12 protein-coding genes are annotated in these 14,938 nt (G+C 69.3%); 3 read left to right on the top strand and 9 right to left on the bottom strand.

The annotated features are described in order from the left end of the window. Positions 1–100 precede the first annotated feature (100 nt). The 8 genes from AC1DYN_RS07475 to AC1DYN_RS07440 form a co-directional block, all read right to left on the bottom strand. The gene (locus AC1DYN_RS07475) at positions 101–346 is read right to left on the bottom strand and encodes a CsbD family protein (protein ID WP_477958494.1); all 246 of its coding nucleotides are present in this window, start codon (positions 344–346) and stop codon (positions 101–103) included. Between the two features lie 14 nt (positions 347–360). After that, entirely contained in the window at positions 361–675 is a 315-nt protein-coding gene (locus tag AC1DYN_RS07470; RefSeq protein WP_477958493.1) for a BON domain-containing protein, read from the bottom strand. Positions 676–789: 114 nt separating this feature from the next. After that, positions 790–969: a DUF1328 family protein gene (locus AC1DYN_RS07465; RefSeq protein WP_477958492.1), complete on the bottom strand. Its 180-nt coding sequence runs from the start codon at positions 967–969 to the stop codon at positions 790–792. Between the two features lie 188 nt (positions 970–1,157). After that, on the bottom strand, positions 1,158–1,769 hold the full coding sequence (locus AC1DYN_RS07460; protein WP_477958491.1) for a hypothetical protein: 612 nt from the start codon (positions 1,767–1,769) through the stop codon (positions 1,158–1,160). Further along, a complete protein-coding gene (locus AC1DYN_RS07455) occupies positions 1,766–2,149 on the bottom strand; it encodes a hypothetical protein (protein WP_477958490.1) in 384 nt (127 codons plus the stop codon). The genes AC1DYN_RS07460 and AC1DYN_RS07455 overlap by 4 nt, the downstream gene beginning before the upstream one ends. Before the next feature lie 88 nt (positions 2,150–2,237). After that, on the bottom strand, positions 2,238–2,642 hold the full coding sequence (locus AC1DYN_RS07450; RefSeq protein WP_477958489.1) for a hypothetical protein: 405 nt from the start codon (positions 2,640–2,642) through the stop codon (positions 2,238–2,240). A gap of 64 nt (positions 2,643–2,706) precedes the next feature. Next, complete coding sequence (locus AC1DYN_RS07445; protein ID WP_047500752.1) at positions 2,707–2,874, bottom strand: DUF1328 domain-containing protein; 168 nt, start codon at positions 2,872–2,874, stop codon at positions 2,707–2,709. A gap of 168 nt (positions 2,875–3,042) precedes the next feature. Further along, positions 3,043–4,386, bottom strand: a complete 1,344-nt coding sequence (locus AC1DYN_RS07440) for a CHASE3 domain-containing protein (protein ID WP_477958488.1) — start codon at positions 4,384–4,386, stop codon at positions 3,043–3,045. A 59-nt stretch (positions 4,387–4,445) separates the two neighbouring features. Here AC1DYN_RS07440 and AC1DYN_RS07435 point away from each other — a divergent pair, with 59 nt between their 5' ends. Beyond that, positions 4,446–5,078 (top strand): response regulator, encoded by a 633-nt coding sequence (locus AC1DYN_RS07435; RefSeq protein WP_477958487.1) that lies wholly within the window; start codon positions 4,446–4,448, stop codon positions 5,076–5,078. 53 nt (positions 5,079–5,131) lie between these two features. Here AC1DYN_RS07435 and AC1DYN_RS07430 read toward each other — a convergent pair whose 3' ends face one another. Further along, a complete protein-coding gene (locus AC1DYN_RS07430) occupies positions 5,132–5,533 on the bottom strand; it encodes a response regulator transcription factor (RefSeq protein ID WP_477958486.1) in 402 nt (133 codons plus the stop codon). A gap of 377 nt (positions 5,534–5,910) precedes the next feature. Here AC1DYN_RS07430 and AC1DYN_RS07425 point away from each other — a divergent pair, with 377 nt between their 5' ends. Together AC1DYN_RS07425 and AC1DYN_RS07420 are read left to right on the top strand one after the other, a co-directional pair. Further along, positions 5,911–6,033, top strand: coding sequence for a hypothetical protein (locus tag AC1DYN_RS07425; protein ID WP_477958485.1), 123 nt, complete (start codon positions 5,911–5,913; stop codon positions 6,031–6,033). A 79-nt stretch (positions 6,034–6,112) separates the two neighbouring features. Next, positions 6,113–14,875 carry a glycoside hydrolase family 94 protein gene (locus AC1DYN_RS07420; RefSeq protein ID WP_477958484.1) on the top strand — a complete coding sequence of 2,921 codons (8,763 nt, stop codon included), beginning with the start codon at positions 6,113–6,115 and terminating at the stop codon, positions 14,873–14,875. Positions 14,876–14,938: the final 63 nt, after the last annotated feature.

Below are 14,938 nucleotides of genomic sequence, written 5' to 3'. Positions count from 1 at the left end.
AGGGGCGCGAAGAGCGCCGTGCCTTCAACGCCGCAAGGCGCACGACCCGGCAGGGAGGTGCGCCTTCGCGGCGCCTGCGCGCCGCGACAGGAAGAGTCGATCAGTGGTGGCGCGCTTCGCGCTGGGCGCGCGAGTCGAACCAGTCATCGGTCGCACTGCGTTCCCAGGCCGCGATCTGCCGTTCGGCTTCGTCCTTGGCCACGCCGTAGCGCTCCTGGATCTTGCCGGCCAGCTGTTCGCGGCGCCCGCCGACGACATCATGGTCGTCGTCGGTCAGCTTGCCCCACTGCTCGTGGACGCGGCCCTTCAGCTGCTTCCAGTTGCCTTCGATGCGATCCCAGTTCATGGTCACTCCCGGCGTCACGGGCGGATCAGGATGTCGTTCTTGACCGACTTGACGCCATTGACGTTGCGGGCGATCGATTCGGCGGTGCTCTTCTCGCCGGCGCTCTTCGCGAAGCCCGACAGCTGCACCGTGCCGTTCAGCGTCTCGACGCTGATCGACGACGCATCGACTTCCTTGTTGCCGACGAACTTGGCCTTCACGGCGGTGGTGATGGCGGAGTCGTCGACGTACGCGCCGACCGTCGACTGGTCGCGCGTCACGGCGCAGCCGGTGGCGGACAGCAGCGCAACGGCAGACACGACGGCGGCGAGGGTGTTGCGGACAAACATGGTGGTTCTCCTTCAGTGGGAACGTTGTTGAACGTTTTGGGACAGGTGGTCTTCGGGAAGGTGAACAACAGGCCCCCACCCGGACGGGCCCGTGTCGCGGAATTCAGAAGAACATCACTTGCTGCTGATCGCTTTCGCGCCCAGCAGGCCGATCAGCACGACGGCGACGAACAGCACCAGGAACAGCACGAAGAGGAATTTCGCGATGCCTGCCGCGCCCGCGGCGATGCCGGTGAACCCGAGGATGCCGGCGATGAATGCGATGACCGCAAAGATGATGGCCCACTTCAACATGCTCGTTCTCCGGGTGCTGATTCGATGTCGCAACTCTAGGGTCGCGGCCCCGTGCGAGCCATCGGACGCGGGCGTGAGCGCCTGTAGGACGGAATGCTTTGCCGATTCGATCGCTTGCAGTTGGTTCGTCGATCGGCAAAAAGAAGAAGCGCGCCGTCGGGCGCGCTTCGGGGCGGATGCGACTGCCGTCAATGCAAGGTGCCGGTGGCGCTGTCCATCGTGGGCGTGGGCGTGGGGGGCGAAGGCTCTGCTGCCGTTGCCTGTGCCTTCGCTTCGGGCGCGGCGGCAGGCGGTGCGGATTTCGCGCCGAAGTCGGCGATCGCGAGGTTGACCCAGTTGATGATCGAGCCGAGGTCGAAGCGCGGCAACAGCCCGGCCAGCAAGGCCCCGCCCGAGATCCAGCGCCAGGGCCGCGCACGCGTCAGCAGCATGCCGCCGACGAAGGCGCCGATCAGCAGCCACCACGGATGCTTCCTCGCGACCGGGCCGGCCAGCTCCTTGCCCGCATCGCGCGCGAACTCGAACGTCGTGCGCCACGGATGACCCGCCCACCAGCGGCGCAGCCAGCGCACCGCGATCGCCGCGGCGGGCAGGTCGGACAGCGCATCGCCCAGCGTGCCCAGCCAGCCGGGCTCCTGCGGCGTGTCCATCGCGCGCGCGTCGGGGGGGGCCTTCGCCTTCAGCAACGCGAGGCGGATCGACTCGCGCGAGGCGGCCAGGCGCTGCTTCGGCGTCAGCGCCTGCGGTGGTGCGACGGCCGGCAGGCCCGGGTCGAGGTCGCCTTCCTCGACGTGCGTCATGTGGCCCCCGCTTCGCTCAGCATCCGCGTGTCGGCCTCGAACTGCTCCTGCACCGCGGCAAAGGCCGGTTCGGCCGGCGGCTTGCGGGCGATGAGGCCGGCGACGATCGCGACCGCCGCCGGGATGGCGGGCGCCACCCACAGCGCCCACACCGCATCGCCCTGCAGCGACGGCGTCACGGCCCACAGCATCAGTGCCACGCCGGCCAGCACCGCCGTGACACCGACACAGCACAGTGCCAGTGCGGTGAGCAGCAGCCGCACCGTCCAGCGGCTTTGCACCAGCTTCGCCTCGCTGCCGATCAATGCGGCGTAGGCGCTCAGGTGATCGGCGACGAGTTCGGGCCGCGTGGCCACGAGTTTGATCAGCGGATGGATCATGGCGGTCACCCGTGAGGTGGATGGGGTGCAGACGCAAGAAACCCGGCCGCGGCGCACAGGCGCCGCAGGCCGGGTGGCCTGCGTTCGCTCAAGGCTGGTTGTTGTTGCGGCGAGCGTTCTGGATCAACGCCAGCAGCCCCATCAGCGCCGCGCCGGTCGCGGCGGCGATCAGCATCGACTTGACGGGCTCGTCCTTGACGTAGCGCACCGTGGCGTCGCCGACCGAGGCGGCGCGTTCACGCACCTGGTGGGCCGTGTCCTTGACGGCGTCGACGCTGCGGCGCGCCAGGGCTTCGGCCTGGCCGGCCAGGCGGGCAATCGTCGGCTCGGCGGTGTCGCGCGCTTCGCCGATGGCCGTTTCGGCCTGGTCGAGTGCGGTGTTGGTGACGCGGCGGGTGCTCTTCACGGCGCTGTCGGCCGTGTCGGCCAGGCGGTTGACGGCTTCGCCGGCTTGGCTGCTCAGGGTGTCGGGCTTGAAGGTCGAGGAGGTCATGGTTGTTTCCTTGTGCTGTGGGATAACTAAGTTAGGCGAGGGCCCGCGGCGCCGCAAGGACGCGCTAGGTTCCGCGCTTGATGAGACCGAACAGGAAAGCTGCCACGGCCATGATGGCGAAGATGATGAACAGGATCTTCGCGATGCCTGCCGCGCTGGCGGCGATGCCACCGAAGCCGAACAAGGCGGCGATCAGCGCGATGATGAAGAACACGACGGCGTAGTACAGCATGTCCTGGCTCCTTGAAGGTGGTGGTTGACGATGGAACCACTGTAGGAGCCGGCCACAGGCGCAGGAATGGGACGGTGAGCCGATGCCATGTCGGCGACGCGGGGATGCCCACGTAGGAAAGCGCCGACAGGGAGACGGACTTGGCGCCGACCCGGATTGGCATCCGGTCTACAACAACGGCAAGGTGGCGTGGATGCGCGTGCCGGACCCCGGCGTCGACTGGATGTTCATGCGCCCGCCTTCGGCCTCGACGCGGTAGCGCATGCCCAGCAGCCCGTGCGTCGACGGCCGCGCCACCTGCGTGTCGAACCCCACGCCGTTGTCCTGCACGTCGATCTCGGCCAGGCGCCCGCGCGGACGCAGCGTCACCACCACCTGGCGCGCCTGCGCATACTTGGCGACGTTGGTCAGCRCCTCCTGCACCAGCCGGTACACCGTCAGCTCGCCCGACGGTTTCAGCGTCACCGCATCGAGCTCGCTCTTCACCTGCACGCCCGAACGCTCGGCGAATTCGCGCCCCAGGATCTCGAGCGCCGCCAGCAGCCCCAGGTTGCTCAGCGACGACGGGCGCAGGTCCTCGATGATGCGGCGCTTCAGCGCGATGCCCTCGTTCAGCGTGTCGTTCAGGTGCACCAGCCGTTCGGTGATGTCGGGCGTGTGGATCGTGATGCGCGACTTCAGCCGCGCGACGTCCAGCTTGGCCGCCGTCAGCAGCGCGCCCAGCTCGTCGTGCAGGTCGCGCGCCAGCCGGCTGCGCTCGTCCTCGCGCGCGGTCTGCAGATGCTGCGCCAGCTCGGTCAGCTGGGCCGTGCGTGCCGTCACCTGCACCTCCAGCAGGTCGCGCTCGGCCTGCAGGGCTTCCTTCTTGTGCACGCGTTCCCGCTCCAGCGTGTTCGACTGGCGCAGGTACATGAAGAAGGCCAGCACGCTCAGCGCCGTCATCGTGCTGACGCCCAGCCGGCTCAGCTGCAGCGTCTGGTAGACCTCGTCGCGGCGGGCCGCGATCAGCTTGGCCTCGCGTGCCACCAGCCGCTCGGACGCGAGGCGGATGCTCTCCATCTGCTCGCGCCCGATGTCGGTCTCGATGACCGCGCGCCAGGCCTCGTCGCGGCCGTCGGCGCGCAGCTGCACCGTGGTGTCCATCTCCGACAGCTTCTTGCTCACCAGCGTCGCGAGCACGGTGAAGTCGGCCACCCGGTCGGGCTCGTGGGTGTAGTACTCGGTCAGCGTGCGCAGCGTCTCGCCGATGTTCTCCATCGACGAGCGGTAGGGCTTCAGGTACTCGGGGCGGCCGGTGATCAGGTAGCCGCGCTGGCCGTTCTCGGCATCGAGCACCTGGCGCAGCAGCACCATGTTGTTGATGCGGGCGACGCCCATCCGGTCCAGGCGGTCGAGCGCCTCGACCGAGGTGCGGTAGGCCGTCTCGCTGATGCCCATCAGCGTCAGCGCAGTCACCACGGCCAGCGGGAAGGTGAAGGCACTGCGCTTGAACCGGAGAAAGAAGTTCTTCATGCGATTTCTCTGTGTGCCTCTAGAATCGATCGCAGTCCAACCACTGGGGACAGTCGCTCATGATCAAAATCGCCATCGTTGACGACCACGCATTGGTGCGTGCCGGTCTGCGCCAGTATCTCGCGGAGCAAGTCGACCTGCAGGTCGTGGCCGAGGCGTCCAACGGGCGCGAAGCCCTCGACATCGTGCGCAAGGAGCAGATCGACGTGCTGGTGATGGATTTGTCGATGCCGCAGCAAAGCGGCGTCGATGCCCTCGCCGCCATCCGTGCCCGCGAACCCGACCTGCCCGTCCTCATCCTCAGTGGTTTCCCCGAAGAACACTACGCGACCACCTTGCTGCGCCAGGGCGCGAGCGGCTACCTCAACAAGGAATGCGACCCCGAAGAGATCGTCAAGGCGATTCACACCGTCGCCCGCGGCCGCAAGTACATCACCCCCGCGGTGGCCGAACTGCTGGCCGACAACCTCGGCGGCCACACCAACCGGCCGTTGCATGAGCAGCTTTCCGAGCGCGAGTTCCAGGTGTTCCTGCGCCTGGCCAAGGGCGAGACCATCGGCCACATGGCCGACAGCCTGTCGCTGAGCGTCAAGACGGTCAGCACCTACCGCACGCGCGTGATGGAGAAGATGAAGCTCGAGTCGAACAGCGACCTGACCTACTACGCACTGAAGAACGGCCTGATCCAGTAGATGGCCGCACCGGCGCGACGGCGCTGCCCGGGAGGGCAGCCCCGTCGTGCGCTTCACAAGGTTCCCGGGCTGGAGTTGGTGGCCTCGCCGGCCGCCAGGCGCTGGCAGTAGCCGATCAGCGCGTCGATCTCGTTGGACTTGTCGAACACCTTGTCGGCCCCAAGTTCAAGGCACTTGCGGCGCATGTCGGGCGTCGCGTAGTTGCTCAGCACCACGAGCTTGGTGCTGTCGGGCAGGTCGGCGCTGGCCGACAGCACGCCCAATCCTGAACCGCTCTTCAGGAAGATGTCGACGATCACCAGGTCGCAGCCATTGCGCGGCTGCTTCAGCCAGTACAACGCGGCCGCCTCGTTGTCGGCCGTGCCCACCACTTCGACGGCCACCAATTCCTCCAGCGCGGCGATCAGGTTCTCCCTGATCACCGGGCTGTCTTCGACGATGTAGGTTTTCAGCATGTCCCGGCTTCTTGATTCTTCAACGGGCGAGGCATGCGCAGGTCGGACTCTTGTGTTTCACGAGTGGTCCACGCCGCAGCGTTGTCTGCAAAGGTTACGGATCTTGCCATTTCCGCGACAAACATGATGGGAGGAGCCGCCAGGACGTCTGCAGACATGCGATCGATTGTATGAATCGGGCAACGCCTGCCCTGCCGGAAGAGCGCGGGAGCGCTTGTAGGAAGCTGCCTACAGCCGGGGGCGGCCGTGCCCCACGTAGGACAGCACCGACAGACGATCGCACTGTCGTCCGGCTGTGTCCGACGGGGGCCGTTCATAGACTGGGTTCACCGAAGCGCTACCCCGCGCCTCAACCGAACCGAACTGGGAGTGGCTGGATGAAGAAACTGTTGATGTGGGCTGTGGGTGTGCCATTCCTCGTGCTCAGCATGGTCATGGTGACGTTCAGCGACGGGTTGTCCACGCAGGTTGCGAGCCTCTCGTGGACGCAACGACATTGAGAGGGTCTCCGGCAGTTTCAGGGGATGCGCGTCCGGTTCAGCGCAGAGGTCGACGGCCCGGCCGGCGCGGGGAGCCCGCATGCAATTGATGCCGTCCATCAGCGTGTACGAGGGCTTCGACTTCGCGTTGCCGGCGGCGATCGAGGAGTTCGCCGGCGCCTTCTCGCGCTGGGATGCACCGTCGCGCTCGGTGCGCCGGGCCCGCTTCAAGGCCGAGTTGTCGCGCGCGATCGAGGAGTTGCGCGCCTGCGTGCGCCAGATCGAGAGCTTCACCGACGAGCAGCGCTCGCTGTCGCAGGCGGCGCAATGGCTGGTCGACAACTTCTATGTCATCGAGCGCATCCAGACCGCGCTGTCGCAACAGCTCACCGATGCCGCGGTGCGGGGCCTGCCGGCCTACCAGACCGGCGGCCACCCGTCGCGCGCGCGCATCGAGCTGTTCTCGCACTTCTACCTGGAAGCCTGCGACTTCGACTTCGAAGCCGACGAACTGGTGCGCGTGCTGGTCGACTACCAGAAGGTGCACCCGCTGATGCTGCGCGAGCTGGCCCTGCTGGCGCCCATCCTCAACTTCCTGCTGATCCGCCAGCTGCGCGTGTGCGCCGAGCAGATCCTCGAGATCCACCGCGGCGCGCATGCGGCCGATCTCGTGGCCGACACCTCGCTGGCGCCGTCGCGCGGGCCGGTGCCCAAGGCGAAGACCCCGCCGATGCCCGACCTGAAGACGGCATCCGCCGTCTTCCGCCAGGCCTACCTGGGCCAGCTGGCGCAGCGCCGGCGCTACGACGACCCTGCGGGCACCACCGGTGCCGCCCATGCCGAAGGCGTGGGCATCGTGCACCAGGCCGGCGCGATCGAGGACGACCTGGTCGTGCGCACGATGCTCGACGTGCGCGTGCGCAACATCTTCCGCAGCGTCAAGGCGATCGAGCTGAGCGACTGGGTCGACATCTTCGCGCAGACCTCGCTGGTCGACCGCGCGCTGCAGCGCAACAGCGTCTATGCGCGCATGGACGCGCATTCGAAGGCGTTGTACCGGCAGCGCATCGAAAGGCTGAGCCGCCGCAGCGGCCTGCCCGAACCTGACCTGGCGGAGCTGGTGGTCGACCGTTTCGGGCGCCGCAAGCAAGGCCCCGGCGACGCGGCCGAGACCGGCGACGACATCGACATCGGCCACTGGCTGCTGGCGGACGGACGGTCCGAGCTCGAGCGCAGCATCGGCCTGACGCCGAACCCGCTGCGCCGCATCGAGGCCACGGTGCCGCACACCCGGCTCGGCCTGTATGCCGCGCTGGTGCTCGCACTGACCTTCGCGCTGACCGCGCTGGTCTTCCGCGCAGGCTATGCCGAAGAGCACATCTCGCTGCCGGCCTTCGTCATCTTCCTGCTGGCCGTGTGGCCGGCCTCCGAGATCGCGCTGCTCGTCATCAACCGCATCCTCGGGCGCGTGTTCCGCCCGGTCCAGCTGGCGCGACTGGAGTTCGCCCAGGGCCTGCCGCCGCAGTGCAAGACCATGGTGGTGGTGCCGACCCTGCTGACGCAGCTCGACCAGGTCGAGCACCAGGTTGGCGAGCTCGAGCGCCACTACCTGTCGAACCGCGACGACCAGCTGCGCTTCGGGCTGCTGACCGACTGGCGCGACGCGCCGGAACAGTCGCTGCAGACCGACGAGGCGCTGCTGGCCAAGGCGCGCGAGCAGGTCGCGCAGCTGAACCGGCGCTACCCGATGGCAGCCGGGACCGAGACCGAAGACCGCTTCTACCTGTTCCACCGCTGCCGCTGCTGGAACGCGGCCGAAGGCGCGTGGATGGGCTGGGAGCGCAAGCGCGGCAAGCTCGACGAATTCAACCGCCTGCTGCTCGGCGAGAGCGGCACCTCGTACGTGTTCGAGGACGGCTCGGCCGAGCGGGTGCCGCGCAACGTGCGCTACGTGATCACGCTGGACGCCGACACGCGCATGCCGGTCGGCTCGGTCGCGCGCCTGGTGGGCACCGCCTCGCACCCGCTGAACCGGCCGCAGATCGACCCGCAGACCGGCCGCGTGTCGCGGGGCTATGCGCTGTTCCAGCCGCGCATCTCGTTCCTGCTGCCGCAGGCCGAGGACCATTCGGTGTTCCGCTGGATCTTCTCCAGCGGCGCCGGCGTCGACCCGTACGCCGCCGCCGTCTCCGACACCTATCAGGACACCTTCGGCGAGGCCACCTACACCGGCAAGGGCCTGTACGACCTGCAGGCCTTCCACACCGCGTTGTCCGGCCGCGTGCCGGAGAACGCGCTGCTCAGCCACGACCTGTTCGAAAGCGCCTTCGCGCGCTGCGCGCTGGTCAGCGACGTCGCGTTCTTCGAGGATTCGCCGTCGCATTCCGAGGTCGCGGCAGCGCGCTCGCACCGCTGGGTGCGCGGCGACTGGCAGCTGCTGCCCTGGCTGCTGGGCATGCGGGCCGAGCCGCTGTCGCCGCTGAACCGCTGGAAGATGCTCGACAACCTGCGCCGCTCGCTGCTGCCGATGGCTTCGTTCGCGCTCATCGTCGCGGCCTGGATGGACCCGGCGGCGCAGCCGCTCGCCTGGCTGGCGCTGGTGGTGGCGGCCATCACGCTGCCGGGCCTGCTCGGCTGGTTCGCGGCGCTCTTCAAGCCGATGCCCAAGGGCGTGCGCAGCAACCGGCCGATCCAGCTGACGCGCGACCTGGGGCACGTGGCGGGCCACGCGCTGATCGAGGTGGTGCTGCTGGCGCAGAGCGCCTGCGTGATGGCCGATGCCATCGTGCGCGCGCTGTGGCGCACCTTCGTGTCGCAGCGCAAGATGCTCGAATGGCGCACCGCCGCGCAGGCCAAGGCGGCCGCCGGCGGCCAGCTGCGGCAGTTCAGCTGGGCCATCAGCAGCGCGACGCTGCCGGTGATCGCCTCCAGCGCGCTGATCCTGGCCTTCAACCGCGATGCGATCCTGGCCGCCGCCCCGCTGCTGGCAGCGTGGTGGCTGGCACCGGTGATCGCGGTGGCGATCAGCTCGCCGGGCTTGCTGGCCGGGCGGTTGGCCGGCAACAACGAGCTGCGCGAATTCCGCCGCATCGCGCGCCGCACCTGGCGCTTCTTCGAGGACTACGTCACCGAGGCCGACAACCACCTGCCGCCCGACAACGTGCAGTTCGAGCCGGAAGAGGTGGTGGCCCATCGCACCTCGCCGACCAACATCGGGCTGTACCTGCTGGCGCTGATGCGGGCCCACGACCTCGGCTGGCTGGCCGGCGGCCCGTTCATCGCGCGCATGAAGGCCACGCTTGCCAGCATGGCGCGGCTGGAGACCTACAACGGCCACCTGTTCAACTGGTACGAGACGCAGCACCTGCGGCCGCTGGAGCCGCGCTACGTGTCGTCGGTCGACAGCGGCAACCTGGCGGCCCACCTGGTGGTGGTGGCGCGCGCGCTGCGCGAGGAGCGCGAGCGCCCGGTGGTCGGTCCGGAGATGCTGGCCGGCCCGCGCGACAGCTTCCTCGAGTTGCAGTCGGCGTGGCGCGGCGTGCGCGCCGCCGCACCGCGCGGCGCCAAGGCCAATGCGCCGCGCGGCAACGTCAGCCCGACCGAGATCGACCGGGCGATGGCCGACCTGGGCGCCAAGCTGCTGCAGCCGGCGCCGACGACGCCGGCCGATGCCGGCCGCACGCTGGGCGGCGCGCATGCCTTGTCGCTGCAGCTGAAGGAGCTGCTGGAGGCCTATGCGTTCGACAGCGGCGACGGAGCCGGCCCGCTGAAGCCGGTGGTCGCCGAGGCGGAATGCCTGGGCCTGGAGCTCGGCAGCCACCTGGACGACCTGCAGCGGCGCTGCCCGTGGGCGGTCGAGGCGGTGTTCGCGACGATGGCGCAGCAGGCACCGGCGGTGCTGGACGGGTCGCTGTCCCAACTGCTGGATGCGGTGCCCGCGATCGGCGAGGTGCCCGAGCACCTGGCGGACGTCGACGCGGCGCTGGCGCAGGCGCTGCACGTGCACCGCGATTCATCCGCGACGGTGGCGCTGCTGGCCACGGCGCGCCAGGCCTGCGCCGACGCGCGCGCCGCGGCCATCGCCTGGCTGGCCGACCTGGACGCCTGCGCGGCCCAGGCCGAGGCCACGTGGCGCGGCATGCAGTTCGGTTTCCTGTTCGATCCGCGGCGCAAGCTGTTCTCGATCGGCTACCGCGTGGCCGAGCACCAGCTCGACGAAGGCCGCTACGACCTGCTGGCTTCGGAGGCGCGCCTGGGCAGCTACGTCGCCGCCGCCAAGGGCGACGTGCCGGTCGACCACTGGTTCCGGCTCGGCCGCCACATGGGCCTCGTGAAGGCGGGGCCGGTGCTGATCTCGTGGTCGGGCTCGATGTTCGAGTACCTGATGCCGGCGCTGGTGATGAAGACGCCGCCCGGCAGCCTGCTGCACCAGACCTGCCACAACGCGATCGCCGAGCAGATCCGCTACGGCCGCGAGCAGAACGTGCCGTGGGGCATTTCGGAGTCGGGCCTCAACGTGCGCGACGTCGAGCTGACCTACCAATACGGCCCGGCCGGCGCGCCGGCGCTGAGCCTGAAGCGCGGCATGGACCGCCAGCTGGTGGTGGCGCCGTATGCCACCGCGCTGGCCGCGCCGTTCGCGCCGGTCGAGGTGCGCGAGAACTTCGCCGCGCTGACCAAGCTGGGCGCACTGGGCCCGCACGGTTTCTACGAGGCGATCGACTTCACCGCCGAACGCCTCGGCGAAGACGAGAAGTGCGCGATCGTCAAGAGCCACATGGCGCACCACCAGGCGATGAGCCTGCTGGCGCTGACCGGCATGCTGGCGGCGGACAGCCTGGTCGACCGCTTCCACCGCGAGCCCGAGATGAACGCCTTCGACCTGCTGCTGCAGGAGCAGGTGGCCGGCTCGGTGGTGATCGCGCGCGACAGCACCGTGACGCCGGAACGCCACGAGAAGGCGGCACGCCATTCGACGCAGCGCGTGCGCCGCATCCAGGGCACCGACCTGCGCCGCCCGGCCGTGCACCTGCTGTCGAACGGCCGCTACGCGACCGCGCTGACGGCCAGTGGCTCGGGCTACAGCGAGTGCGCCGACATCGACATCACGCGCTGGCGCGAAGACCGGGTGCTCGACGAGTGCGGGCTCTTCGTCTACCTGCGCGATGCCGACTCGGGCGTACTGTGGGGCGCGACGCTGGCGCCGACCTTCGGCGAGCCGGATTTCCATTCGGTCGAGTTCGCCGAGGCGCGCGCGCAGTTCGACCTGCGCCAGCACGGCATCCGCAGCAGCCTGGAGGTGGTGGTCGCCCAGCAGGAGGACGCGGAGATCCGCACGCTGAAGCTGACCAACGAAGGCCATGGCGTGCGGCGCATCGAGGTGAGCGCACTTTGCGAGGTGGTGCTGAACCGGCGCAATGCCGACATGGCCCACCCGGCCTTCTCGAACCTGTTCATCACGACCGAGTACGACGCGGTGCGCGGTGCCTTGCTGGCGACGCGCCGCCCGCGCGCCTCGGACGAAGCGGCGACGACCGCCATCCTCGGCGCCGTGGTCGAAGGCACGCAGGCCGGGCCGCTGGCCTGGGACACCGATCGGCGCACGGTGATCGGACGCGGTCGCAGCAAGCGCGAGCCGCTGGCGCTGACCGAGCACGGCGGCCTGGCGCTGACCACCGGCGCGGTGCTCGACCCGGTGCTGTGCCTGCGCCAGACGCTGGAGCTGAAGCCGGGCCAGTCGGCGCGCATCGCCTTCGTGTTGGCCTTCGGGCCCGACCGCGAGAGCGCGTCCCGCACCTGGCAGCGCCTGGGCTCGTTCAGCGCGCTGCAGCGCGAGATCTCGCGCTCGTGGGTGTATGCGCAGGCCAAGCTGCACCAGCTGGGCATCGGGAGCGAGGAGGCGACGCACTTCCAGTCGCTGTCGGGTTACCTGATGTTCTCGGACACCGCGTTCCGACCCGGCACCGAGTTCATGCGCGGCAACCAGCTGTCGCAGCGCGCGCTGTGGCGCTACGGCATCTCGGGCGACCGGCCCATCCTGCTGGTCACCATCGACTCGAACGACGACCTGCCGCTGGTGCAGCAGCTGGTGCGTGGCCACCACTTCTGGAAGTCGCGCTCGTTCGAGGTCGACATCGTGGTGCTGAACGACCGTGCGACCTCGTACTCCGATGACATGCAGCACGCGATCGAGGCCATGGTGCGCCAGGCCGGCGCAGGCCCCGAGCCGGGCGTGGCCGGCGGCCGCATCTACGTGCTGCGCGGCGACCGGTTGCCCGACGACGAGCGCCGGCTGCTGATGACGATCTGCCGCGTGCTGCTGCGTGGCGGCCAGGGGCTGCTGGGCGACCAGTTGCGCCGGCGCGCGCCGCGCGAAGCCTTGCCGGCGCAGTCCTTGCCGCTGCGTGCGCCGCTGGTGCAGGGCGGTGCCCCGGCCGAGCCGACCGCGACCGCGGCGCTGCAGTTCTTCAACGGCACGGGCGGCTTCACGCCCGACGGCAAGGAATACCGCATCGTGCTGCCGCCGGGCCGCACGACGCCGGCACCCTGGGTCAACGTGATGGCCAGCCCGCAGATCGGCACGCTGGTGTCCGAGAGCGGCTCGGCCTTCACCTGGCGCATGAACGCGCGCGAGAACCAGCTGACGCCGTGGTCGAACGATGCGCTGGTCGACCCGTCGTCGGAGGTGCTCTACATCCAGGACCGGGTGACCGGGGCCTACTGGTCGCCGACGGCGCAGCCGCGCTCGGCACCCGGTGCGACGCACGAGTGCGCGCACGGCGCTGGCTACAGCCGCTTCACGACACAGGCCGACGGCATCGAGTCGGAGCTGACGCATTTCGTCGCGTGGGACCGTCCGGCCAAGTTGATGCGCCTGCGCGTGGCCAACCGCAGCGCGCGCCGGCGCACGCTGACGCTGTGCCTGTACGTCAATCTGTGCCTGGGCGACAACCGCAGCGGCAAGGTCGACCTGCTGTCCACCTGGGCCGGGCGCAATGCATCGACGACGCTGTATGCGCGCAACCCGATGAATGCCGATTTCGGGCGCGACATCGCCTGGCTGGGCAGCTCGCACCCGGTGAGCGGCTGGACCTGCGACCGTGCCGAGTTCATCGGCCTGGGCCAGAGCCTCGCCGCCCCGCAGGCGCTGGAATCGCAGCGGCCGTTGCGCCAGGCGGCCGGCGTCGGGCCCGACCCGTGCTGGGTGATGCAGGTGGAGCTGAAGCTGGAGCCGGGCGAGTCCGACGTGGTGGTGTTCTCGTTCGGCCAGGCCGCGAGCATCGCCGGCGCCGACGAGCTGGTGCGCATGACCACGCGCGACGCCGACCAGGCGCTCGCCAACGTGAAGGCGCAGTGGGACGAGCTGCTGGGGGCGCTGCAGGTGCAGACGCCCGATCGCGCGCTCGACCTGATGCTGAACCGCTGGCTGTTGTACCAGGTGCTGAGCAGCCGCTGCATGGGCCGCTGCGGCTTCTACCAGGCGGGCGGTGCCTATGGCTTCCGCGACCAGCTGCAGGACGTGATGGCGCTGGTGCATGCCTGGCCGGGCTTTGCGCGCGACCACCTGCTGCGCGCGGCGGCGCAGCAGTTCGTCGAGGGCGATGCGCAGCACTGGTGGCATCCGCCGAGCGGCAAGGGCGTGCGCACCACGTTCTCGGACGACCGGCTGTGGCTGCCGTACGCGGTGGCGTACTACGTGTCCGTCACCGGCGACGACGCGGTGCTCGACCAGACGGTGTCCTTCCTCGAGGGGCCGCAACTGCCGCCGCACGAGGAGAGCCAGTATTTCGAGCCGACGGTGTCGCACGAGAGCGCGAGCCTGTTCGAGCACTGCGTGCGGGCTATCCAGGTCAGCCGCGGGCGCGGCGTGCACGGGCTGCCGCTGATGGGCTGCGGCGACTGGAACGACGGCATGAACCGCGTCGGCTGGAAGGGGCAGGGCGAGAGCGTGTGGATGGCCTGGTTCCTGAAGTCGGTGCTGGACGAGTTCATGCCGATCGCGATGCGCAAGGAGCGCGCCGACCTGGTGTCGCAGTGGACGCTGCTGTCGCAGGAGCTGCTGGCGGCCGTCGACGCGAATGCCTGGGACGGCCAATGGTACCGGCGCGCGTACTTCGACGACGGCACGCCGCTCGGCTCGGCGTCGAATGACGAATGCCGCATCGATTCGCTGTCGCAGAGCTGGGCGGTGATCGCCGGCGGCGGCGATGCGCAGCGGGCGCGCGACGCGATGGACAAGGTCGACGAGATGCTGGTCGACCGCGAGTCGCAGCTGGTGCGGCTGTTCACGCCGAGTTTCGACAAGACGCCGCACGACCCGGGCTACATCAAGGGCTACGTGCCCGGCATCCGCGAGAACGGCGGGCAATACACCCATGCCGCGGTGTGGACGGCAATGGCCTTTGCGCGGCTGCAGGATGCCGAGCGGGCGTACCCTCTGTACGCGATGCTGAACCCGATCGGCAAGAGCGATTCGCGCCTGGCGGTGCAGCGCTACCGGGTCGAGCCGTACGTGATGCCGGCCGACATCTATGGCGAAGCGCCGCACACCGGCAAGGGCGGCTGGACCTGGTACACGGGTGCGGCCGGCTGGTACTGGCGCATCGGTGTCGAGGAGTTGCTGGGCGTGCGGGTGCGCGATGGCGTGCTGCACGTGAAGCCGGTGGTGCCGGCGTCCTGGCCGAAGTTCCGCGTCAGTCTGAGGCGCGGCAAGACCGTTTACGAAGTCGAAGTGAGCAACCCGTCGCGGCTGGCCCAGGGCACCTGGAGCCTGCAGCATGACGGGCAATCCGTTCCCCCCGAGGGCGGCGTTCCGTTTGTCGACGATGGTGCGGTGCACCGGGTCGTGGCGACGCTCGCCTGAATGCAGTCATCCGCATTGAAAGGAGAAAACCATGCCAGCCGCCCCTCGCCCCCGTGCCAAGCC

It is taken from the genome of Rhizobacter sp. P2_D12, from assembly GCF_056404395.1.
The sequence above is the reverse complement of the archived record's forward strand: the minus strand, read 5'-3'. Positions and strand labels throughout refer to the sequence as shown.

Bases quoted from the DNA above. Each gene is read 5' to 3' on its own strand.
- AC1DYN_RS07475 (WP_477958494.1), bottom strand. From the start codon at position 346: ATGAACTGGGATCGCATCGAAGGCAACTGGAAGCAGCTGAAGGGCCGC.
- AC1DYN_RS07470 (WP_477958493.1), bottom strand. From the start codon at position 675: ATGTTTGTCCGCAACACCCTCGCCGCCGTCGTGTCTGCCGTTGCGCTG.
- AC1DYN_RS07465 (WP_477958492.1), bottom strand. From the start codon at position 969: ATGTTGAAGTGGGCCATCATCTTTGCGGTCATCGCATTCATCGCCGGC.
- AC1DYN_RS07460 (WP_477958491.1), bottom strand. From the start codon at position 1,769: ATGACGCACGTCGAGGAAGGCGACCTCGACCCGGGCCTGCCGGCCGTC.
- AC1DYN_RS07455 (WP_477958490.1), bottom strand. From the start codon at position 2,149: ATGATCCATCCGCTGATCAAACTCGTGGCCACGCGGCCCGAACTCGTC.
- AC1DYN_RS07450 (WP_477958489.1), bottom strand. From the start codon at position 2,642: ATGACCTCCTCGACCTTCAAGCCCGACACCCTGAGCAGCCAAGCCGGC.
- AC1DYN_RS07445 (WP_047500752.1), bottom strand. From the start codon at position 2,874: ATGCTGTACTACGCCGTCGTGTTCTTCATCATCGCGCTGATCGCCGCC.
- AC1DYN_RS07435 (WP_477958487.1), top strand. From the start codon at position 4,446: ATGATCAAAATCGCCATCGTTGACGACCACGCATTGGTGCGTGCCGGT.
- AC1DYN_RS07430 (WP_477958486.1), bottom strand. From the start codon at position 5,533: ATGCTGAAAACCTACATCGTCGAAGACAGCCCGGTGATCAGGGAGAAC.
- AC1DYN_RS07425 (WP_477958485.1), top strand. From the start codon at position 5,911: ATGAAGAAACTGTTGATGTGGGCTGTGGGTGTGCCATTCCTCGTGCTC.
- AC1DYN_RS07420 (WP_477958484.1), top strand. From the start codon at position 6,113: ATGCAATTGATGCCGTCCATCAGCGTGTACGAGGGCTTCGACTTCGCG.